The sequence below is a fragment of the Shewanella sp. Koi 1 genome, assembly GCF_052907445.1.
On sequence record NZ_JBREJM010000001.1, the window covers coordinates 2,005,905 to 2,026,791 of the forward strand.

Consider the following 20,887-nt stretch of genomic DNA (forward strand, 5'->3'; position numbering starts at 1 on the left):
AAGATCATAAGTTTAGCGATGGGATATCGGCATTGATTGCCAATCCCATTTATTTCAGTAAGATTAGCCAGCTTAAAAGCTTGCGACTAACCCTAATAGAAGAGAAATGACTATGTTTGGAAAAGGCGGTATGGGCAATCTGATGAAACAAGCCCAGATGATGCAAGAAAGAATGGCAAAAATGCAGGAAGAAATTGCCCGCATGGAAATGGTCGGTGAATCGGGTGCAGGTCTGGTTAAAGTGACCATGACTGGCTCACACACAGTACGTAAAGTCGAAATCGATCCAAGCTTGATGGAAGACGATAAAGAGATGTTAGAAGATTTGATTGCAGCAGCGTGTAACGATGCCGCGCGTCGTATCGAAGAAAACCAAAAAGCCAAAATGGCCGAAGTGACTGGCGGTATGCAATTACCACCAGGCATGAAAATGCCATTTTAATTGAGATAGACAATGAAATTTAGTCCCCTGCTTGACGAGTTAATTCAGTCTCTGCGTTGTTTGCCAGGGGTTGGGCCTAAATCGGCTCAACGTATGGCGTTTCAATTGCTTGAGCGCGATAGAAAAGCCGGGCTTAAATTAGCCTCAGCGCTGTCGAGTGCCATGAGCGATATCGGTCATTGTCAGTCTTGCCGAACCTACACTGAAGAAAGCCTCTGTCCGATTTGTGCTAGCCATAAACGCGGGTCTTCGTCGACGATTTGTGTGGTCGAAACGCCGGCCGATGTGTTAGCCATTGAAGCGGGTGGACATTTTACCGGTCGCTACTTTGTATTGCTGGGCCATTTATCACCGCTCGATGGGGTGGGACCTGAGGAGTTAGGTTTGGCGCTATTAGAGCGTCACTTAGCCTCGGGCGATGTTGCCGAGCTTATCCTCGCGACCAATCCAACGGTAGAAGGTGAGGCCACCGCCCACTTTATTGCCGATATGGCACGGCGCCATAAGGTGGTGATCAGCCGTATCGCCCACGGCGTCCCCGTGGGTGGTGAGCTGGAATATGTCGACAGCACCACCTTAGCGCTGTCCTTCAATGGGCGTATCCCGCTGTAGCGTGTGATGGTCTAAAGAGAAAACCCGCCAGCCCAGTGCTCGCGGGTTTTTCTTTTATAGGTGCAGGATGATGTGAATAAAGAGTATTGAGCAGTGCTCTTACGTGTTGTTGTTCGCCGCGTTAGCCTCCCTCGTTCACGACTGACTTCCCAAATATCTCGGCCATTGACCGTGTTTTCGCCTCAGATTGCCTTATTTTTCGCCATTTGATCTGTGATTTTATCTCCCCCCTTGAAAAGTGGATTTACAGCCCCATTTTATTAATCACTAAGCGTTTGCTTTAACCAAATTGCGTAACAAATAAGGAAAATTTCATGTCACAACAAGAAACTCATGGTTTTCAAACTGAAGTCAAACAGCTGTTGCATTTGATGATCCATTCTTTGTATTCCAACAAAGAAATTTTCTTGCGTGAACTGGTCTCCAACGCTGCGGATGCGGCCGATAAGCTGCGTTACCTTGCGTTGACCAACGACGCACTATACGAAGGTGACGGTGAGCTCCGTGTGCGTATCAGCGCAGACAAAGAAAAAGGCACTGTGACCATCGAAGACAACGGTGTGGGTATGACCCGCGATGGCGTGATTGAGCATTTAGGCACGATCGCCAAATCGGGCACCGCCGAATTCTTTAAAAACCTCTCAGGCGAAGCCTCAAAGGATTCGCAGCTGATTGGTCAATTCGGTGTGGGCTTCTATTCCGCCTTTATCGTGGCGAAAAAAGTCACAGTACGCACCCGTGCCGCAGGCCATAAGGCCAATGAAGCCGTATTGTGGGAATCGGAAGGTGAGGGCAGTTTCACCGTCGATACCATCACTAAGGCGAGCCGTGGTACTGAGATCACCCTGCACCTGCGTGATGAAGAGAAAGAGTTTGCCGATGAGTGGCGCCTGCGTTCCATCATCACTAAATACTCAGATCATATCTCCGTACCCGTTGAAATGTGGCAGGAAGGCACCCCTGAGCGCGATGGCCCAGACGGTGAAAAAATCCCCGCTACCGAAGGTTACTGGAAGGTCATGAACAAGGCGACTGCGCTGTGGATGCGCAATAAGTCTGAGATCAGTGACGAAGAGTACCAAGAATTTTATAAGCACATTTCCCACGACTACACAGACGCACTGCTGTGGAGCCATAACCGCGTAGAAGGTAAACAGGAATACACTAACCTGTTGTATATCCCTTCAAAAGCGCCTTGGGATCTGTGGAACCGCGACCGTAAGCATGGCCTGAAACTCTTTGTTCAGCGCGTGTTTATTATGGATGATGCTGAGCAGTTTATGCCATCTTACCTGCGCTTTGTACAGGGTTTGATTGACTCTAACGATCTGCCGCTGAACGTGTCTCGCGAGATTTTGCAGGACAACCACATCACCAAGGCGATGCGCACTGGTATCACTAAGCGCGTGCTGGGTATGTTGGAAAAATTGGCAAAAGACGATGCGGAAAAATACCAACAATTCTGGGCCGAATTTGGTCAAGTGTTGAAGGAAGGCCCTGCGGAAGACTTTGCAAATCGTGAACGTATTGCTGGCTTACTGCGTTTTGCGTCTACCCATACTGGCAGCGCGGCCCCAACTGTGTCACTCGATGATTACATTAGCCGCATGAAGGAAGGCCAAAACAAGATTTACTATATCGTTGCCGACAGCCACGAAGCCGCGGCTAACAGCCCACACTTAGAACTGCTGCGTAAGAAAGGCATCGAAGTGTTGCTGATGTCAGAACGTATCGACGAGTGGTTAATCAATCACTTAACCGAATACAAAGAGAAGCAGCTGCACTCAGTGACCCGTGGCGAGCTGGAATTAGGTGAGCTGGAAGATGCGGCCGAGAAGGAAGCGCAGGAGAAACTCGCCGAAGAGTCTGCACCTTTGGTTGAACGCATTAAAGCGGCATTAGGCGCTAGCGTGGCAGATGTGAAAGTCACTTCACGCTTAACCGATACCCCAGCCTGTGTGGTGACGGGTGAAGGTGAGATGTCGAGCCAGATGATCAAACTGATGCAGGCTGCGGGTCAGCCAGTGCCAGAGGTCAAGCCGACGTTTGAGGTAAACCCAGCGCACCCATTAGTGTCGCGCTTAAACGATCTACAAGATGAAGCCGCCTTCGCCGATTGGTCGAATCTGTTATTGCAACAGGCGCAATTGTCGGAGAAGGGCAGCCTAGCGGATCCATCGGCCTTTATTAAGCTGATGAACCAAATGCTATTGGCGAGCCTGAAGTAAGACATTCGGGGCACTTGAGTCGAGACTCAAGTGCCCCGATTCCGTTTTAGGCACCGCAAAGAGCATTATCCTAGGGCATTTCCCCGTAGAGGTGCCAGTTTGGGAGTAAGGAAAACCATGGACAATATCCTCGATCTAACGAAAGACAATATTCAGCAAGTGGTTGATGCTTCGATGCAGCAACTGGTGGTGATGGTGTTTTGGGCCCAGCCACAGCCGCAGAGTGTTGCCATGGTGCAAACACTCGAGCAACTTGCCGCGCAACATGCTGGCCGTTTTGTGCTGGCGAAAGTGAACTGCGAAACCGAGCTGGAAATCGCTAACTATTTCCGCATTCAAGCACTGCCGACCACCTTAGTGCTTGATAAGGGCCAGCCAATAGATGGCTTTGCGGGCATGCAAGAGGTAGCGCAGGTCAACGCTATGCTGGAGAAACACTTGCCACCCTTATGGCAATTACAGCTTGAGCAAGCCAAAGCCCTGTTAGCCTTAAGCCAAGTATCGGCGGAAGATTTATCCACGGCGGCCGTGTTACTGAAAGACGCCTACAGCGCCTCCAATCAGGCGGCCGAGGTGAGTTTAGTGCTTGCCGATGTGTATTTGATGCAAGGTGAACTCGCCCAAGCGCAGCTGCTACTCGAGCAGATTGGCCTTGCCGACCAAGATGGTTATTACCAGAGCTTAAAGGCGAAATTAACCCTTGCCTTGGATGCGGCGGACACGCCAGAAATTCGTGATTTGCAGCAGAAGTTCGAGCATAATCCGCAGGATTTAGTGTTATTACTCGAACTTTGTAAGGCCTTGCATTCGGCCCACAGAGACGAAGAAGCGCTCGCACATTTATACAGTGTCTTATCTAAAGACTTAACCGCTGAAAATGGCAAAGTAAAACAAGTCTTTATGGAGATTTTAACGGCGCTTGGGCAAGGCAATAGTCTGGCGAATCAGTATCGCCGTAAGCTCTATACCTTGCTCTATTAAGGATTAAATTGGCCGCAAAACTGCGATTTATTTGCGGTTTCTGAGGCTAAAGTCGAAGCTAAAAGCCTTCTCAATGGCGGCCAGATGTGCGAAGATCGCCGCCCTAAGAAGAATATCAATGCGAAAAAGAGGACTCTTGAGATGCGCATTATCCTATTGGGCGCCCCAGGTGCCGGTAAAGGTACCCAGGCCCAGTTCATTATGGAACAGTATGGTATCCCACAAATTTCTACTGGCGACATGTTACGTGCTGCCGTTAAAGCCGGTACTCCGCTGGGTTTAGAAGCGAAGAAAGTGATGGATGCAGGCCAACTGGTTTCTGATGATCTGATCATTGGACTGGTTAAAGAGCGTATCGCACAGGACGACTGTGTTAAAGGTTTCCTGTTAGACGGTTTCCCACGCACTATCCCACAAGCGGATGCGATGGCGGCAAACGGTATCAGCATTGATCACGTGATCGAAATCGATGTGCCAGACGAAGAAATTGTTAAGCGCATGAGCGGTCGTCGCGTTCACCCAGGTTCTGGCCGTGTTTACCACGTGGTATTCAATCCACCTAAAGTGGAAGGCAAGGACGATGTAACAGGCGAAGACTTAGCGATTCGTCCAGATGACGAAGAAGCCACAGTGCGTAAGCGTTTAGGCATTTACCACGAGCAAACTAAGCCATTGGTTGAATACTATGGCAAAGTGGCTGCGGCGGGTAACACTCAATACCACAAGTTTGATGGTACTCAGTCGGTAGCGGCTGTGAGTGCACAATTAGCCAGCGTGCTGAAATAAGCATCATTGCTAAATTCGAGAACAAGTTCTCATATTAAGAAAAAGCCTGCTATTGCAGGCTTTTTTTATTGGCGATCGAATGTTAGCCTGCCGAGGTATTTGGCTGATAAAAGGTACCACATTGACTTCTCCCTCTCCTGCATTTGGCGTGTTATTGGTCAATCTCGGCACGCCCGATGAACCCACTCCCAAAGCGGTTAAGCGATTCCTCAAACAGTTTTTAAGTGATCCTCGGGTCGTCGATTTGTCCCCTTGGCTGTGGCAGCCGATTTTGCAGGGGATAATCCTTAACACCCGACCCGCCAAGGTGGCCAAGCTTTATCAGAGCGTGTGGACGGAGCAGGGCTCGCCGCTGATGGTGATAAGCGAGCAGCAGGCGCAAAAGTTAGCTACGGATCTGAGCGCGACCTTTAATCAAACCATTCCGGTGGAACTGGGCATGAGCTATGGCAATCCTTCGATTGAGAGCGGCTTTGCCAAACTTAAGGCCCAAGGCGCCGAACGTATCGTGGTACTGCCGCTGTATCCGCAATATTCCTGCTCGACCGTCGCCAGTGTGTTCGATGCGGTGGCGCAGTATTTTACCCAAGTGCGTGACATTCCTGAGCTGCGTTTCAGCAAACAGTATTTTGACCATGACGCCTATATCGAGGCTTTAGCGCATTCGGTTAAGCGCCATTGGAAAACCCATGGGCAGGCCGACAAGTTGATTTTATCCTTCCACGGTATTCCGCTGCGTTATGCCACCGAAGGCGATCCCTATCCTGAGCAGTGCCGTACGACGGCTAAGTTATTGGCGCAGGCGCTGGAGTTAACCGAAGGACAATGGCAGGTGTGTTTCCAATCCCGTTTCGGTAAAGAAGAGTGGTTAACCCCCTATGCCGATGAGCTGCTGGCCGATTTACCCCGCCAAGGCGTGAAAAGTGTCGATGTCATTTGCCCAGCCTTTGCCACCGATTGCCTTGAAACCTTAGAAGAAATTTCCATTGGCGGTAAAGAGACTTTCCTGCATGCGGGCGGCGAGGCCTATCACTTTATTCCCTGTTTAAATGATGATGAGCTCCATATCGAGCTGCTCAGGCAACTGGTGCAAGAACAAGCTCAACCTTGGATACGCGCAGAGTGACGGTAAATTTCTCCCGTTGAAACCGAAAGACGGCCTAGTTTCATGCTGATTTTATGGTAGAATCTGCGCCCTTTGTGGCTCGGGAGTGGATTTTTTATCTCTCTAGCCTAGACTCATTATTTTTAGGACACGATGAGCGCAGGCTCATTGTAATGCCCATTAGCATGGACGCCAGGAAAAGAGAGCCACTATGAAGTTTCCCGGTCAGCGCAAATCGAAACATTATTTTCCGGTCAAAACCCGTGACCCATTGCTTGAGCAATTAACGCAGCAACCTCAACCCTTTTCGACTTATGTCAGCGGTATCGATCAAACCCTAGTGGATATCGAAGCCAAGGTAGAGGATGAGTTGCTCGGCCGTTATGGTTTACCTAAGGGCAATTCGACGCTTATCAATGACGAGCAAGCGCATGCTCTGTATACCGAGCTGAAACAAAACGGTTTGATCAGCGATGAGTTTGCGGGCGGCACTATTGGTAACACAGTGCACAATTATTCTATTTTGGCCGATGACCGCTCAGTGTTGTTTGGGGTGATGAGCCAAAATATCGAAGTCGGCAGTTACGCCTACCGTTATCTTTGCAACACCTCCTCTAAGGTTGACCTTAACTTCCTGCAACCCGTCGATGGTCCTATCGGCCGTTGTTTCACTCTGATTTCGGATTGCGGTGAGCGTACCTTTGCGATCAGTAAAGGCGCGATGGACAAGTTAACCCCAGAATACATTGATAAAGACGTAGTGCAGGGCAGCTCTGCCTTGGTATTAACCGCCTATTTAATGCGTGCCAGCGGTGGCGACAGGATCACCGATGCGGCCATGTGCGCGATTGAATATGCCAAAGCGGCCGAAGTCCCCGTGGTATTGACCTTAGGCACACGCTTCTTAATCGAAGAAGATCCGGTCTGGTGGCAAAACTTTATCCAAGAGCATGTGACCATTTTGGCGATGAACGAAGATGAAGGTGAGGCCTTAACCGGATTTCGCGATCCGCTGCTGGCCAGCGAAAAAGCCCTCGAGTGGTGTGATATGGTGTTAACTACTGCTGGCCCAATCGGGCTTTACACCGCAGGTTATACCGATGATGCCGAAAAGCGCGAAACCACCCATACACTGTTGCCCGGTGCTATCCCCGAATTTAACCGTTATGAGTTCTCGCGTCCAAAGCTTAAGCGTGACTGCGAAAACCCAATTAAAGTGTTTGCGCATATTTCGCCTTACATGGGCGGCCCAGAGAAAATCGGTAACACCAATGGTGCAGGTGATGGCGCGTTGTCGGCGTTGTTGCACGACTTGGCGGCCAATACCTTCCACAAGACCAATGTGCCTGGCTCAAGCAAGCACAAGCGTGATGGTCTGTGTTATTCGTCATTCTCCCAAATTTGTAAGTATGCTAACCGCGTGGCTTACGAGGTGTTGGCGCAGCACAGTCCGCGTCTCTCCCGCGGTTTGCCTGAGCGTGAAGACAGCTTAGAAGAATCCTACTGGGAAAGATAAGCCTACATAGGTTTAAGTATATAAGGGCAATAGCGGCAAACCGTTATTGCCCTTATTGTTTTTGGAACAGACGAAAACTTGAGCCAATGACGTTTTCTCAACAATTAACCCTGTGGATGTTAATTTTTGCTACAGGCAGACCCGAATAAATGATAACGTTAGCCGAATCACTGCTCCCAATAACAGCGAATATTAAGGTGGAATTTTCGGTGAAAGCGCAGATCTTAACAGAAATGAAGGTACTCAAGACAATCGATCCTGAGTTCGAAGTGCAGCGCCGTGTGGCGTTTATAAAATCTAAACTGCAAGCAGCCCGCAGCAAAGCCTTGGTCCTTGGGATCAGCGGTGGTGTGGATTCGTCCACGGCAGGGCGTTTATGCCAGTTGGCCGTTGATAGCCTCAATAGCGAGCATCCAGACGGCGGCTATCAGTTTATTGCGGTGCGCTTACCCTATCAAATTCAAAAAGATGAGCACGAAGCTCAGCAGGCTTGCCAATTTATTCAGCCGACCAAATTAGTTACCATCAATGTGCATCAAGGGGTTGATGGTGTGCATCAAGCCACCTTAACGGCCTTTGTCGAAGCGGGATTGCACTCACCGGATGCGGCGAAAGTCGATTTTATTAAAGGTAACGTGAAAGCGCGGATGCGCATGATTGCCCAGTATGAGTTAGCCGGTTTAGTGGGTGGCTTAGTGGTGGGTACAGATCATAGCGCCGAGAATATCACGGGTTTTTATACTAAATGGGGCGATGGCGCCTGCGATCTGGCGCCTTTATTTGGCCTCAACAAACGCCAAGTGCGTCAGATAGCGGCGTATTTGGGCGCACCAGAGTCCTTAGTCTATAAAGCACCAACCGCGGATTTGGAAGACAATCAACCGCTACTCGAAGATGAAGTGGCGCTCGGACTGACCTACGAGCAAATCGATGATTTCCTTGAAGGAAAAGCCGTCGATAAAGCCGTGGAAGAGAAACTTATCAATATCTACAAGGCTACGCAGCATAAGCGTCAACCTATCCCCACTATTTACGATTGATTTAAAATGTTTACCGTCTAAAAATTAATGAAAAAGCACCCTAGTTGGGTGCTTTTTTATGTGCGAATGCTTAATGCTATCTCGCTAAGTGTCTCGATTCGAACTTAATCACATTGTGCTTAACCGCATTCCTTTAGCTGTGCTTCGCTTGAAGGTGGCAACGCGTCAGGGCAATCAAAGCGTTTGAGTATTGGCGATAGTCTAAATAGGGCGTGAGCAGTATACAGCTTGAGTGTGGGGATTGTGCATGCAGCATCGCTGTGACGTCTTGCAGTTTAGCTTGCGAGTCTTGCATCAATTGTAGCTCGGTTGTTTGCTGCGCGTTTGTTTGCTGTGAGTGAGTGGCGATGTGGCTATCGGCTGCAATCTCTAATGCCGTGGCGGCGGCTTGCCCACAGACAATATGAATATTGGCATGTGGCGAGAGGGCATTGGCACCTATCAATAATATTTGCTGCTGTTTGAGTAACTGGTTGTCGCGATAATTGCGCCAATCCTCACTGGGGGCGCAAATTTTTGCCATAATTGTGAATATCTTACGCCAATGATTACCATTTAAGGCGATAAGCTCTGCTATCGCATTATCCTGCGACCAATGCCAATCTTCGGGGAAGAGTGGGGGATTGGGGAGATAAAACGCATAGGTGGCTGCGGGTGGGCCAATGTGCATAAAAGTCGAAAATGAGTGGCAAAGTGGGGCGGATCTTACCCTAACTTAGGCGCGCTGCCGAAACTAAATGGCTGCGAGATCAAATCTTAAACATGAAAGTTGAGGTTTTTTTTTATCTAACCTTATAATCTGATTGCGCATTTTATGGGATCCAAGGGACGAGAATGAAAGCCATCATCATAGGCTCAACCAAGCATTTATTTTTCGCGGCATTTTATGCCTGTTTGGGGATTGCCGTCGCCCTGTTGGTGACAGGCATCCACTTTCTCAATGCTAGGCCCGATCTCTCCCTCTGGCACACTACAGAACTTAAAAACGAATTTCGCTACAACACCAAATTAGACAAATTCAGTGATTACATCGCCTTAGAAGATAAGTTATTTGCCGAAGTGGAGAATAAAGTCCTCAGAAAAGTCTCGGCGACGGATGCATCACCCGTGAATCGTTATGTTAAAAATAGCCTGTCGGATCCCGCCCGTTGGCCCCATAACTGGAATCGCACCTTCGAGTGGCCTAAGGCCAATGCGCCCTTTGGCGTGCTTCTTCTCCATGGTATGTCGGATTCGCCCTATGCCATGTCAAATGTGGCGGCACATTTTAAGGGTAAAGCCCATGTGCTCGGATTAAGACTCCCTGGCCATGGCACTATTCCGAGTGGTTTGACAAGCCTGTACTGGCAGGACTTAGCCGCCGCGATGAATTTGGCGACGGCGCATATGAAACAAGAGCTTAAAGGTAAGCCGCTGTTTGTGATTGGCTTTTCAACGGGCGCCGCAGTAGCGCTTAACCATGAACTTGAGCTCATCAATCAAGAAAAAGCGCCCGATTACGCAGGGATGATTTTTATGTCGCCCGCCATCGGGCTTGCACCGATTGCGGCTGCGGCCCGTTGGCAAAGCTGGATTGGCCGTTTACTCGACTTAGATAAGTTGCAGTGGAACAGTATTCAAATGGAATACGATCCCTTTAAATACACTTCTTTTGCGGTAAACGCGGGTGATGTGGTTTACCAATTAGCGCTGCGTAATCAGAGCCTATTGAGTGGCTTAACGCCTTCGCAGCGTGGGCAGATCCCTGACATTTTAACCTTTCAATCCGTCGCCGATGCAACTGTCTCAAGTGCCGCCGTGGTGGATTTGCTTTACCAAGTTCTGCCCGAGAAGGGCCATGAATTAGTACTGTTTGATATGAACCGAACCGTGATTAACAGTAAGTTGATGGTCAATGATCCGCTGCCGAGCTTATTACCGACGTCGCGCGATAGTATCCATTACCGTGGCACCTTGATTGAAAATCAAGACAGCGAGACTACGCAGGTTCAAGCGCGGGAGTTTGGGGTTATGCCGCAGGATAACAGCGAGCCAGAGGTGGAGTCGTTATCCTTGCACTGGCCTGCGGGCGTGTATTCCTTGTCCCATGTGGCCTTGCCATTCGATGAGGATGATGGGCTGTATGGCATTAAAAATAATGAAAAATTACTCAGGATCCAAATTGGCGCGGCTGCATCCCGTGGCGAGCGTGGGGTGTATAGCGTGCCCGCCTCGGAAATGTTACGCCAAAAATGGAATCCGTTTTTCCCCTACATGTTAACGCGGATTGACCAGTATCGCGCCGCGCACATGCCGAACTAAGCACTCATAAGGGTGCAAACCACGCAGTTGCGCCCTTGCTCCTTAGCCTTATACAGGTTCTCATCCGCCTGCTTTAACCAGACTTCAAGCGTTGAGCTGTAGGCTGCATCGGCAATGATGGCGCCTATGCTTACGGTGACGCTAAAGGTTACTTGATCGGCCGGGTTAGTAATCACCACGCTAGCGAGTTTCTCACGGAAATCATTAAGATGTTGCTCAACTTTTAAGGTATTACACATAGGTAATATCAACACGAACTCTTCACCACCGTAACGGCAGAGCAAATCGACATCGCGCTTAAAGTGACTCGATAATACTTCCGCCATCACCCGCAGGCATTCATCGCCGGCAAGGTGGCCGTAGGTATCATTCACTTTTTTGAAGAAGTCGAGATCCAGTAGCACCACGGCAATCGCATCTTGGCCACGCTCGCACAGATCTTGGATATGCAGGAACTGTTTCTCGGTATAACGGCGGTTATACAGATTGGTGAGTGAATCGCGCTCCGCCATGTCTTTGAGTTTGCGATTCGCGATTTCCAAGTCCATGGTGCGCTGTTTGACTTTATCCTCTAACTCGAGTTGATAACTGAGCAGTGCTTGTTGATTGGCTTCTAAGCTCTCGTACAGGCTGTAGATTTCTTTAGGGGTACTATTATCTAACAGCTCATGCTCAAACTTTTCTTCATTAAAACTGCCATCTTTGGTCTGGCTAAAGTGCTGTGCGAGTAAGGCGAGGGGCGTCGTGGTTAAGCGACTGATCGCCTTAGCGATAATCACGGCACCTAACATACTAAGCAAGAGCAGTACTATGGTCTTGGTATACTGTTCCTGAGCCAAGGTGAGTAGCGGGACAAACGGCTCAACCACATACAGATGCCAGCCATTATTTAGTTGATGGTGAGCATAAATATACTCAGGGGTATCCGCCTCGGTTTGATTGATATCCATCAGTTTTAATCGCGTGCGGTATTCAGTGCTGCCGGTGACGAAATTAAAGGGGGCTAATGGGGTGAGTCCGAGCCTTTCTGAGGCATAAACGATATTTTTCTTCTCATCTAATAAGATGATGGACTGCGTCTCATGGTGTTGATTTTGTTTATCAATACTCGAGAAAAAGCTTAAGTCGAGACTGCCTTGCACTATGCCTACGGTGTCGTTTGTGCCTTCTTTGAAAATCGGTGCACTGATGGCAATGATAATTTCTTTGCCAATAAATCGCCCCACAAATACTGGCGACACAAAGGTGTTGTGATGATTAAAGGATTGGATAAAGTAGTCCCTATCCTTCACTGTAAACATTTTTCCCATTTGCTTTAATTGCTGAAACTTTTCGATTGGGCTACCTGCGACTATCTCACCCCGTTCATTGGCAATAAACATGGTGGTAAAGCTTTGCGTGAGTCCTTGCACACTGCTAAGTGTGGTTTGCCACTGTTCAAAGGGAATGCCAGAATCACTGATAAATTTACCGACACTGGCAATGGTTCGGGTGTTGACCGCGATATAGCTCTCGGTGGCATGCCCGAGAGATATGCCTGTGTCATCGAGATTCCGATTAATTAACACCTGTTGTTTATCCATAAAATAATGGTTAAACACTAAAGATGAGGTCAGTAAGCTGATGGTAGTGATCAAAATAAACAGATAGCTAAGCTGCGCACTCATAGTGCGGCGAGTGTGATTCACTAACTTATCTTTTAAATGCCACAAACTGGGAAGCGCCACCACGCAAAGCTCGCCGAGAGTGGTGTAAAAAATCCCATTAAAGGCTTGTTTTATCGTGGTGAAGGGGATGTGGTAACTCGGCATGCCGGTAATTAACCACAGGTACAAACTCATCAATGGCAAGCCGAGCAGTAACCAATAACCTATGCTGGCATACAAGATAGGCACATCTTTGCGCCGAGCAAACCCTAACCACAGCGCTTCGAGCAAAAACACCAGATACACGTGGGCACTGGACCAGGCCAACATCAAGCCCGTTGCCGTAAATAAGGCGGTAAACAGGGCATACCAAGGCCCAAGCAGAATGGCCACTATCACCACCGCCGCATTACCTAAAATAAGCTGGACGTTGGCAAAGAGCGGAATAGGGTAGATGTTAAGTACTAAACCCAGTAGGCCGAGGAAGGTGGCTAACTTTAAATGGGCGCTATTCACAGCAGGTAGACGCAATGATAATTCCTTTTCATCAAAAATTTATGCTTAAAAAGCAATCTATTGCACTGAAACGATTAATGATAACTAGCTTAGCAGATGTTTCTTAATTTGATATTGAATGCGAAAACTTAAGTTTCGCCTCAGGTCACAGTCTGGGCCTCTCCGCCGCATTTAGGGGCAAAAGAGGCGATGGTTCTTGTAAAAACTCACCATTCAGACCAGAAACTAAGCAGTTGGTCAAACTCATTTCACTAAGCACTTGCGTTGATGCAATCCACTTGATAAAGTCTGCGTCACTTAAGGTGAACCCCACTCGATAGCATCTTAAGTAACAAGTGCTTAAGCTTAACCAAGTCAGTTTATTTAAGCACGAAAATTTTCGGTATGTAGCGCAGCCCGGTAGCGCACTGTCATGGGGTGTCAGGGGTCGGAGGTTCGAATCCTCTCATACCGACCAAATTAAACGCTTGATTACTAAGGTTATTAAGCTAAGTCAAAGGCCCGTTATTTAGCACAGCTAGAACGGGCTTTTACTTTTTTATAGCACATTTGTAGCTCCAGATTTAAAGCCTGTGGGTTTGTGAATTTACTTCGTAACAGCCTGCCGTATTGGCAAGACTTATGGATAACTTTGGGATCGACAAGCAGCCCGCGCAGTTAGTTCACAGCAGTTGGCAACTCTCGTGACCTGATCCACTAAGTCCATATGTCCAAGACTATAATCAATTTGGATCTCTGCTCTTACAACGGACAGCTTTAGAGATGGGGGATATATAGAAAGACAGCGATTGTCCTCTTGTAGACAAAATGGTTCTAATTGCGTTTGTCTAGTTGACGTTATTAATTCTTGCCAGTAACGCCTAACTGTTCTTACACTGTACTTAACCGCTTCAGCTAATGTTTTCTGCGTGACCTTTTCGCTAGTCTGTTTCAGAGATACATAGCCATTGTATAGCTTTTTAAATGTACCTGTTTTACGTGTATTAGCGGTATGCTTTGCAGCTTCAGATTGACGCCGCTTGATTTCATCTTTCTCCAATGGAATACGTACAGCTTGATAGAGAAAGCTGCTATCCATCTGCAAGTTATCTTCTAAATAGTCAGCAATCGTCTTTTTTAGATATTTGTATTGTGTTTTTGACGCCATTTCTAGGCCGCGTAGTTCTGCAGCACTCCATCCAACTAACTCGTTATTTAGCTTTTTTAATCGCTCGAAAGCTTTCTGTGGACATTTATTGATATATCTTAAAGCAACATAGTTGATGTATAAAAAGTGATTTCGCATGCCTACAGGTACGAAACCTTGCCGCCGAAAATGACTACAAATATGTAAGTGGATTTTGAACCACCATTGACCAATAGTGTGTTTTCCGGAGTAATTATGTTGGGGCTGATGGGTATGGTACTTTTCAGATTTTTTGGGTTTCAAGCGGTTTTTACTGGCGGGTTCCAGCATGCCGTCACGAATTCCAAGTGATGCTGCAAGTTGCTCGAATCGATATAGTTGACCACCTGTGTAAGCTAGGACTGAACAACTGGTTTGGCTGTGCCAGGTGCCAGGCAAACGTAGTAATCCTGCAGGGCGTTTACTTGCATTAGCGTCAAGTTGCCAAATTCTCTTTTGCTGTTTTTTTAACGGGCGACATAAAGCCTCGGCAACCATTCGCCATATACGGACAGTTTGTGGGTAAGCGTTAACCGCCGTATATACCCAATAAAGGTGAATACCGCCTGAACCTGAGGATACATAGCCTGTGGGGGGAGGTATTTGAGCGTCAATAAGCAGCTCGCTTACTTCAGAGAACACCTTTTTAGCAATATTTGTTATAACTTCCCGAGTTACCTTTTTCTGGTCACCCTTTGTCGATTTGATGATATCAACTTCGATCCAATTTGCGTGCAGTGACGCTAGATTGGATGTTTTTCTCCATACAAAAAATTCGTTTGGCGTGAAATAGCAATCTGTTGAACTTCGAGTTTCACCTGAGATTGTATGCTTAACTTGTGATTTGAGTTTGAAGTCGTACCAGTCACCAAGTTGCTTAGTTGGGGGCGACGATTTCAAATGCTTAAAGCCGAGTAAGCAGTGTGTTTTAAGTTTGAATTTACCGTTCTTACTACTTGCATTCCACCACAGCACCCGTGTATAGGTTTCCTTGTTGAAATCAAGTAGTGATAAAAAATGATTTGGAGCTGCGAGTGTATAGCTAGGCCAACGATCGCAGCCTGATTCTAAATATGGCTTAAGCATATTTTGCACTTAAATTTAGATGGTTATGTGATTTGACTGGGGCTCTGAGTTATTGAACGTTATTGCTGAAACTGGCTAACCACTGCTCAAATTGCCGTGCAGGAAATAGCCTAATCTTACCAATCTTAAAAGATGGAGGGACGAGTTTAGCCGCGGCCTCGATAGCTTCGGGGTTTGCGGACAACATGGCTCTATTTTGTGCGGAAATGCGGTTCTGAAGTGTTCTTTTTTCGATGTGTAGCAGAGATGCGACTTCTTGGGCGTTGTAGTTTTTGATCATAGTAGTTGCCTTTTACAGTACGTGAGGAATCGTTGAAATAGATATTGGGACTCAACTTAATCAACCCGTTAGGGGTTCCTCGTTACGTGTAAAAGGCAGCTCGTGAGCGCCTGTTTTAAAATTACCTCACAGGATTAATGCTAGAGTTTATTATCGAGTGCGTCAATGCATGATTGTGATTTATCATGTTGTTTTATAAGTTTTATTACCAATAAAAAAATTTTTTTACGAATAAAAATTTTTTTGCAAAAAAAATCAGATCTAAATTCACTCAGATAACTGTCATTTCACTGATGTACATTAGTTTCATTAGGTATAGTTCTAATCAAAAAAAGCTTAAATTTCTGTGGTTCTCCACAAAGCCCCAAAAATTGGCTTGAGTAATTTCATAGCGCTTAATTTTGTTATATAAACCCCAGCGATAAACCCTTCATTTTTTTTTAAATTGATTGTAAGAACTAATTGGACGAAGAGGTTTTTCGCTGTTTTTTGCAAAAATCGTTATTCTAGGTGGGGAAAGGCATTTAATTTTGGCATGCCAAAAAATAAATGCCTTAAGAGAGGCTAACAGCTATTCCACTATTTTTTTCTACGGAAGAGGGCTGTGACGCTGAGTAAAAGTATCCCTAAGCTGTCCAGATTTCCGCCGCTACTTTCGTTAGAGTCATTGCCATTCTGACCGTTGTTAGCTGAATCATCATCGGTGATTGTGAGCGTTATTGATGGTGTGCTGATGGTGGCTTCACCTACAAGATTAATCGTGAATGTACGACTACCATCAACAGATGAATTGCCGATAATGCCGACGGATAGTGTTTTACTGGTTTCACCATCAGCAAAACTTACGTCTTGAGCCAGAGCTTGATAATCGGTTCCAGCCTTAGCTGTGCCGTCTTGTGTCAAAACACGCATTAAAACTGCGCCGCTAATTCCGTCTGTCCGTGTGATAGTCAGGGTGATACTGCCAGCAGATTCTGAAATGGATGATGTACTAATTGATAGTGTAAATATGCCTTGAGCTGTGGGGGCAGGATCATTATCAATGATAGTGATAGGTAACTCTTGAACATCGTATTCAGCGTTATCGCTAGCGGCAGTGATAATGAGTTTTAACGCTTTAAAAGATTTGTATTCTATATCATCAATGGTGTTGAGTGTCACCGTGGCGCTGGTTTGGCCTTCTGCAAACAGTACGTTTTGATTTAGGTCGACATAATCGTTGCCAGCAGTAGCTGTACCACTCACAGCTTTAATGTTTACTGCTACTTCGCCAGTGCCGCCAACACGAGTGATCACAAATTGGGCGCTTTCGCCTTCATTTATTACAGATGCACCATCAATTGAGAATAAACCTGCATAACCGGTTTGATTTCCATCTTGGAGCTTTACTTGTGCGGTCGCTGTATCTGCGGTCAGTTTGTAGGGAAACTGTAAGTTAAGGGTAAAATCCTCTATACCTTCGCTCAGTGTGTCCTTCACAATAGGGTATGTAACTGTGCTGGTATCTGAGCCAACAGCAAAGTGAGCAATAATATGAGACTCCAAAAAATCGCTGCCCCAGATAGCGCTACCATTTTCGGCAAATATCTTAACAGAAGCAGCTTGAGTTAAATCACCATCTCGAATTAGCGTGACGTTGATGCCATCTGTTTCATTTCCAGAAAATACCGTATTAGCAAATCTGACTTTACCAATAGATGCCACTCCTTCTCGGCGAGTGGTAATTGAAGGAAAGTTTTCTTTTAAGATCCGAGCATTATCGGCTAGTTTGCCATCTCCACATGCCATGCCGCCATTAAAGAGTTCTGGTGAAGAGTAGTGAAGTAAGGTCGTTGACGCGGATGAGGAAGAGTACATGATAGTTTGCTTGCCTCCACACTTCCAAGCTCGGGCATAGTCAGGACCTATATTAGCTTTAGCTGCCTCATGGTTCATCCCGATATTGTGCCCAATCTCGTGCGCTAGTGCAGTGAATTGTTGCGGCAATCGTCCATCATCAAGTACGCTAGACATCTCCCCACCAATGCTTGCTCGGCCAAGTACAGTGTCATTGGGGCGCATCTCTCGGACATACACGACCAAATCACCCTTCCATTTTGTTTGATAGGCGGCATATTCCGCAGAGCCCGCATTTAATACTGCTAAGGAAAATAAATACTCTGCGCCATCTTGGATGATCTTACCATTAGCATCAGTGACATCATCAAAGGGGATATCATCCCCAATAGATTCAACGGGAAGCACATCGGCGATGTTGAGTCTAAAGTTTGTACCGTGGGCCTTATAGCTTTCATTGGCGATATCAAACCAAGCCTCAATTCGTTTTAATGCTGCATATTCACCATACTTTGCATAAAACGAGGGTTGGTAAAACACGACAACATCGGCAACGGTATCTGCGTTGTTGCTAGTTGCAATAGGAGACAAGATTTGGTTATGGACTTCATTGACGGCAAGAGGGCGAATATCAGTAGCTTTTGCGGATAACACGACAAAGGGTAAAGCTAATGCGATATAACGTTGATTCATTTTATTTCTCCATAGTTATCATCAACTAAATACTGGAACTGCCGAACTTCAGACAAAAGACTCCCTTTGCGCTTTGCCTAAGCAAAACACATGCATAAATATTTTCAGGCTTTAAAGTGGTAAGTATTTTGGCATGCCAAAATACTTACTTAATCACGCTGACTTGCTTTAAAAAATGCATAATGCGAATGCTTGTATTCGTGATTAACCAACCACATATAACAATCGAAAATATGCTAAATGTCGTCATGACTTCCTCCTGTTTTGGCATGCCAAAATTCAATGTTGTTGAGTGGACGCTAAAGCGGTACTTTCCCAATCACATAGCGTGATAACCCACATGCTAAACGAGGCCAAGACAGCATTATTGTTATTAAGTGGTTGAATAATAGCCTCTGTATTTCTTGCACAAAAATCCAGATATGACTCCCGCTGAATATCCCAAAACTCACCATTTACAGCTTGATATTGGTGTTTTAGAAAATCCATTTGAAGAAGTGCAACCAATAATTCTTCCTCTTTCATTCCTGGCAATTCAGATAAAAAGGCAAGCTGAGTATCATGTGGCGGAATAAGCCCTTCAAGCCTAGAAAGGATGATATGGAGTGCAGGAAGGAATGGTCGAATTTCAGAAGGAAGCGATTTATTTGCACTGAAATAACTGTCCAAGTTCATCATTAGTAAAATTCCCCACGGTCATAGGCATCACTGGCTTCACTACCTGTATAGCTTTTACCATAGTGATTAATGTTACCTAGTCCATCGCCATGTTCTTCCATAAAGCGTTTTTTATCACCTTCTTTATCTTCATGAAGCAACACTTCAGCCGCAACCCATCCGACAACTTTTAGTGCTTTAAGCAGCATAGCGACTCTCTCTAAAATAAAGCTACGAAATACGTAGTATCTGAAAGTCATTAAAACGAACAATATCCTTGTTTTCAAGTAAATTTTTGGTTTTGAATGAAAACGAGTGGCTACAGCCCCTTTCCGACACGAATGAAAGAAGCGAGACGGTTGAGTGGTTTGTCGCAAAAGCAGTTAGGTCTTCAGATTGGACTAGATGCATTTGTGGCATCGACACGAATGAATCGCTACGAGAAAGGTGTGCATTTCCCTGACTATGGCACCGCTAGAGCTATTGCAGCGGTACTTAATGTCCCCACGGCTTATCTTTTTTGTGAAGACGATGACTTAGCGCTAAAAATTTTAGAATGGAGTAAGCAGCAGTAAGCTCATTTTGGCATGCCAAAATAGTTAACTGCCAAGGTAGGTATAACTGATACTAAAGCGTTCATGTCCTAGTTCCCGGCTAATGATAAGCCTGACTTCAACATCCCTAGCTAGCTCTGTTTCAGACAAAGATTTTCGGCTTGTACCGCCATCTGCAGGGCATTTCCATCCTGTTAATGCTAAATACCGTTCTCTTGCATAATGATGCCGTAACCCGTGATTTTTGTTTAATCCTGCATTTGCGGTTTCTCGTTCATATTTCCCTAGTTGTTGTTTGTAGTTATTCTGAGCTGGGATAAGAGAACCACCTTTGGTAAACGCTCTAATATCATTGATTAGCTGCCGTTGTGCGTTTGTGGTAATTGGCACTTCTCGGTATTTGCCGCCTTTAGTCCAAGAACCTTTGAGACGAATATACTCGCCTTGGTCCGCATATGCTACGTTGAACTTGATTGCTTCTTCGCGTCTTAGGCCGAAAGCTTGTTGAAGTCTCAAGGAATGTTGTACGTAGGGGCAGGTGACGTTGTTGAGTTTTTGGAGATCTAATTCTTTTGATTTACCTACAGGGTTACTTTTGATCTTACCAATGCTATACGCTGAGTTATCTCGCGCTACAATGTTAGGTTTGCCGATAGTTCGTGACCACCACCGTAATTCTGAAAGGCGGTTTTTAAGTGTTTTGTCAGCAATACCTTCTGCTTTCCATTGGTTGACGAGGACTTCAATATGCTTTGGTTTTAAGCCTGATGGATCACGTAGTTTAAAGCCTGCCGCAAGCAGTTGTTTTGCACATAGGTTTAATATATTTTTGCGTGTACTTCTTGTTGAATAACTGTCTTGCTTAAAATCTTTGACTAACTTGCCTAATTTGAAGCCAAGCTGACTCATAGCTGTTTTCTCGCACGTAAAAAGAATGAATAGATCAAATGAGAAAAGCCGAAGGTCATAACATTAATAAATAAGCGAGATCAGGGGGCGTAAGCCGAATTTGGTGAGTTTTAAAGCCGCAATTCATAGCCTTGACTATGAATGCTGTCAGAATTAACTAACACAGGGGCTAAACTGATCTAAAGCGAATAAGCTGAGCTGCACGTTCCTGTGGGAATACATGACAGTCTACTGTGCTTATTTATTGGTCTGATATGACCCAAAGACTATTGAGGGGAATTTCGTGATAGCTGCAAACACAGCCCTCTTTACGTGTTGTAGGCAGTCAAACGACGCCTGTTTTGAATGCTCTTTAAGAGCTATTTACAGAATTTATGTTATCAAACTGATCAATTATTACAAGTCTTTTTGCAACATATCTCAAAACTCATTTAGGGGCATTTTCGAGTTAAAGCCTTAACTCTAACTCGTCAGTTTCGGATAAAAATATCTATGGGTTAACGATAAAGCTCACTGGCAGGGATGGCGCGCAGC

At 46.1% G+C, this 20,887-nt stretch carries 18 protein-coding genes and 1 tRNA gene; 11 read left to right on the top strand and 8 right to left on the bottom strand.

Annotation, left to right across the window (positions count from 1 at the left end):
- Nucleotides 1–112 precede the first annotated feature (112 nt).
- The 8 genes from ACUZ8J_RS08865 to nadE all read left to right on the top strand — a co-directional run bounded on the left by ACUZ8J_RS08865 (nucleotide 113) and on the right by nadE (nucleotide 8,710).
- The gene (locus ACUZ8J_RS08865) at nucleotides 113–442 is read left to right on the top strand and encodes a YbaB/EbfC family nucleoid-associated protein (RefSeq protein WP_047540411.1); all 330 of its coding nucleotides are present in this window, start codon (nucleotides 113–115) and stop codon (nucleotides 440–442) included.
- 12 nt (nucleotides 443–454) lie between these two features.
- Nucleotides 455–1,054 carry a recombination mediator RecR gene (gene recR / locus ACUZ8J_RS08870; protein ID WP_023265729.1) on the top strand — a complete coding sequence of 200 codons (600 nt, stop codon included), beginning with the start codon at nucleotides 455–457 and terminating at the stop codon, nucleotides 1,052–1,054.
- 314 nt (nucleotides 1,055–1,368) lie between these two features.
- The gene (gene htpG / locus ACUZ8J_RS08875) at nucleotides 1,369–3,282 is read left to right on the top strand and encodes a molecular chaperone HtpG (RefSeq protein WP_446693608.1); all 1,914 of its coding nucleotides are present in this window, start codon (nucleotides 1,369–1,371) and stop codon (nucleotides 3,280–3,282) included.
- 117 nt (nucleotides 3,283–3,399) lie between these two features.
- The gene (locus ACUZ8J_RS08880) at nucleotides 3,400–4,263 is read left to right on the top strand and encodes a co-chaperone YbbN (RefSeq protein ID WP_089067610.1); all 864 of its coding nucleotides are present in this window, start codon (nucleotides 3,400–3,402) and stop codon (nucleotides 4,261–4,263) included.
- A 141-nt stretch (nucleotides 4,264–4,404) separates the two neighbouring features.
- Nucleotides 4,405–5,049, top strand: a complete 645-nt coding sequence (gene adk / locus ACUZ8J_RS08885; RefSeq protein WP_011623010.1) for an adenylate kinase — start codon at nucleotides 4,405–4,407, stop codon at nucleotides 5,047–5,049.
- Nucleotides 5,050–5,128: 79 nt separating this feature from the next.
- Nucleotides 5,129–6,175 (top strand): ferrochelatase, encoded by a 1,047-nt coding sequence (gene hemH / locus ACUZ8J_RS08890; RefSeq protein WP_446693609.1) that lies wholly within the window; start codon nucleotides 5,129–5,131, stop codon nucleotides 6,173–6,175.
- Nucleotides 6,176–6,365: 190 nt separating this feature from the next.
- Entirely contained in the window at nucleotides 6,366–7,670 is a 1,305-nt protein-coding gene (locus ACUZ8J_RS08895) for an inosine/guanosine kinase (RefSeq protein ID WP_011623008.1), read from the top strand.
- 209 nt (nucleotides 7,671–7,879) lie between these two features.
- Entirely contained in the window at nucleotides 7,880–8,710 is an 831-nt protein-coding gene (nadE, locus tag ACUZ8J_RS08900; RefSeq protein ID WP_446693610.1) for an ammonia-dependent NAD(+) synthetase, read from the top strand.
- Nucleotides 8,711–8,843: 133 nt separating this feature from the next.
- Here the strand turns inward: nadE and ACUZ8J_RS08905 are convergent, their stop codons facing one another.
- Entirely contained in the window at nucleotides 8,844–9,380 is a 537-nt protein-coding gene (locus ACUZ8J_RS08905; RefSeq protein ID WP_446693611.1) for a DUF6942 family protein, read from the bottom strand.
- Nucleotides 9,381–9,544: 164 nt separating this feature from the next.
- On the opposite strand from ACUZ8J_RS08905, the gene ACUZ8J_RS08910 reads away from it, so the two are divergent.
- Entirely contained in the window at nucleotides 9,545–11,011 is a 1,467-nt protein-coding gene (locus tag ACUZ8J_RS08910; RefSeq protein ID WP_446693612.1) for an alpha/beta hydrolase, read from the top strand.
- On the opposite strand, the gene ACUZ8J_RS08915 is transcribed toward ACUZ8J_RS08910, so the two are convergent.
- Entirely contained in the window at nucleotides 11,008–13,188 is a 2,181-nt protein-coding gene (locus tag ACUZ8J_RS08915) for a sensor domain-containing diguanylate cyclase (protein WP_089067613.1), read from the bottom strand. The two genes, ACUZ8J_RS08910 and ACUZ8J_RS08915, sit on opposite strands and share 4 nt — an antisense overlap.
- Nucleotides 13,189–13,553: 365 nt before the next feature.
- On the opposite strand from ACUZ8J_RS08915, the gene ACUZ8J_RS08920 reads away from it, so the two are divergent.
- Nucleotides 13,554–13,630 (top strand) — tRNA-Pro (locus tag ACUZ8J_RS08920).
- A gap of 162 nt (nucleotides 13,631–13,792) precedes the next feature.
- On the opposite strand, the gene ACUZ8J_RS08925 is transcribed toward ACUZ8J_RS08920, so the two are convergent.
- The 5 genes from ACUZ8J_RS08925 to ACUZ8J_RS08945 form a co-directional block, all read right to left on the bottom strand.
- Nucleotides 13,793–15,424, bottom strand: a complete 1,632-nt coding sequence (locus ACUZ8J_RS08925; protein ID WP_446693613.1) for a hypothetical protein — start codon at nucleotides 15,422–15,424, stop codon at nucleotides 13,793–13,795.
- Nucleotides 15,425–15,473: 49 nt separating this feature from the next.
- Nucleotides 15,474–15,704, bottom strand: a complete 231-nt coding sequence (locus ACUZ8J_RS08930; protein WP_446693614.1) for a hypothetical protein — start codon at nucleotides 15,702–15,704, stop codon at nucleotides 15,474–15,476.
- Between the two features lie 579 nt (nucleotides 15,705–16,283).
- Nucleotides 16,284–18,233 (bottom strand): Calx-beta domain-containing protein, encoded by a 1,950-nt coding sequence (locus ACUZ8J_RS08935; RefSeq protein ID WP_446693615.1) that lies wholly within the window; start codon nucleotides 18,231–18,233, stop codon nucleotides 16,284–16,286.
- Nucleotides 18,234–18,512: 279 nt separating this feature from the next.
- Nucleotides 18,513–18,911 carry a hypothetical protein gene (locus ACUZ8J_RS08940; protein ID WP_446693616.1) on the bottom strand — a complete coding sequence of 133 codons (399 nt, stop codon included), beginning with the start codon at nucleotides 18,909–18,911 and terminating at the stop codon, nucleotides 18,513–18,515.
- Nucleotides 18,911–19,099 (bottom strand): hypothetical protein, encoded by a 189-nt coding sequence (locus ACUZ8J_RS08945; protein ID WP_374904449.1) that lies wholly within the window; start codon nucleotides 19,097–19,099, stop codon nucleotides 18,911–18,913. The genes ACUZ8J_RS08940 and ACUZ8J_RS08945 overlap by 1 nt, the downstream gene beginning before the upstream one ends.
- Nucleotides 19,100–19,195: 96 nt before the next feature.
- Between ACUZ8J_RS08945 and ACUZ8J_RS08950 the strand changes: the two genes are divergently transcribed.
- A complete protein-coding gene (locus ACUZ8J_RS08950; protein WP_446693617.1) occupies nucleotides 19,196–19,465 on the top strand; it encodes a helix-turn-helix domain-containing protein in 270 nt (89 codons plus the stop codon).
- A gap of 24 nt (nucleotides 19,466–19,489) precedes the next feature.
- Here ACUZ8J_RS08950 and ACUZ8J_RS08955 read toward each other — a convergent pair whose 3' ends face one another.
- Nucleotides 19,490–20,353 carry a phage integrase N-terminal domain-containing protein gene (locus tag ACUZ8J_RS08955; protein WP_446693618.1) on the bottom strand — a complete coding sequence of 288 codons (864 nt, stop codon included), beginning with the start codon at nucleotides 20,351–20,353 and terminating at the stop codon, nucleotides 19,490–19,492.
- Nucleotides 20,354–20,887 lie beyond the last annotated feature (534 nt).

Bases quoted from the DNA above. Each gene is read 5' to 3' on its own strand.
- ACUZ8J_RS08940 (WP_446693616.1), bottom strand. From the start codon at position 18,911: ATGATGAACTTGGACAGTTATTTCAGTGCAAATAAATCGCTTCCTTCT.
- ACUZ8J_RS08935 (WP_446693615.1), bottom strand. From the start codon at position 18,233: ATGAATCAACGTTATATCGCATTAGCTTTACCCTTTGTCGTGTTATCC.
- ACUZ8J_RS08880 (WP_089067610.1), top strand. From the start codon at position 3,400: ATGGACAATATCCTCGATCTAACGAAAGACAATATTCAGCAAGTGGTT.
- ACUZ8J_RS08930 (WP_446693614.1), bottom strand. From the start codon at position 15,704: ATGATCAAAAACTACAACGCCCAAGAAGTCGCATCTCTGCTACACATC.
- ACUZ8J_RS08955 (WP_446693618.1), bottom strand. From the start codon at position 20,353: ATGAGTCAGCTTGGCTTCAAATTAGGCAAGTTAGTCAAAGATTTTAAG.
- ACUZ8J_RS08865 (WP_047540411.1), top strand. From the start codon at position 113: ATGTTTGGAAAAGGCGGTATGGGCAATCTGATGAAACAAGCCCAGATG.
- hemH (WP_446693609.1), top strand. From the start codon at position 5,129: ATGTTAGCCTGCCGAGGTATTTGGCTGATAAAAGGTACCACATTGACT.
- ACUZ8J_RS08925 (WP_446693613.1), bottom strand. From the start codon at position 15,424: ATGCTTAAGCCATATTTAGAATCAGGCTGCGATCGTTGGCCTAGCTAT.
- ACUZ8J_RS08905 (WP_446693611.1), bottom strand. From the start codon at position 9,380: ATGCACATTGGCCCACCCGCAGCCACCTATGCGTTTTATCTCCCCAAT.
- recR (WP_023265729.1), top strand. From the start codon at position 455: ATGAAATTTAGTCCCCTGCTTGACGAGTTAATTCAGTCTCTGCGTTGT.
- ACUZ8J_RS08910 (WP_446693612.1), top strand. From the start codon at position 9,545: ATGAAAGCCATCATCATAGGCTCAACCAAGCATTTATTTTTCGCGGCA.
- adk (WP_011623010.1), top strand. From the start codon at position 4,405: ATGCGCATTATCCTATTGGGCGCCCCAGGTGCCGGTAAAGGTACCCAG.
- ACUZ8J_RS08950 (WP_446693617.1), top strand. From the start codon at position 19,196: ATGAAAACGAGTGGCTACAGCCCCTTTCCGACACGAATGAAAGAAGCG.
- htpG (WP_446693608.1), top strand. From the start codon at position 1,369: ATGTCACAACAAGAAACTCATGGTTTTCAAACTGAAGTCAAACAGCTG.
- ACUZ8J_RS08945 (WP_374904449.1), bottom strand. From the start codon at position 19,099: ATGCTGCTTAAAGCACTAAAAGTTGTCGGATGGGTTGCGGCTGAAGTG.
- ACUZ8J_RS08895 (WP_011623008.1), top strand. From the start codon at position 6,366: ATGAAGTTTCCCGGTCAGCGCAAATCGAAACATTATTTTCCGGTCAAA.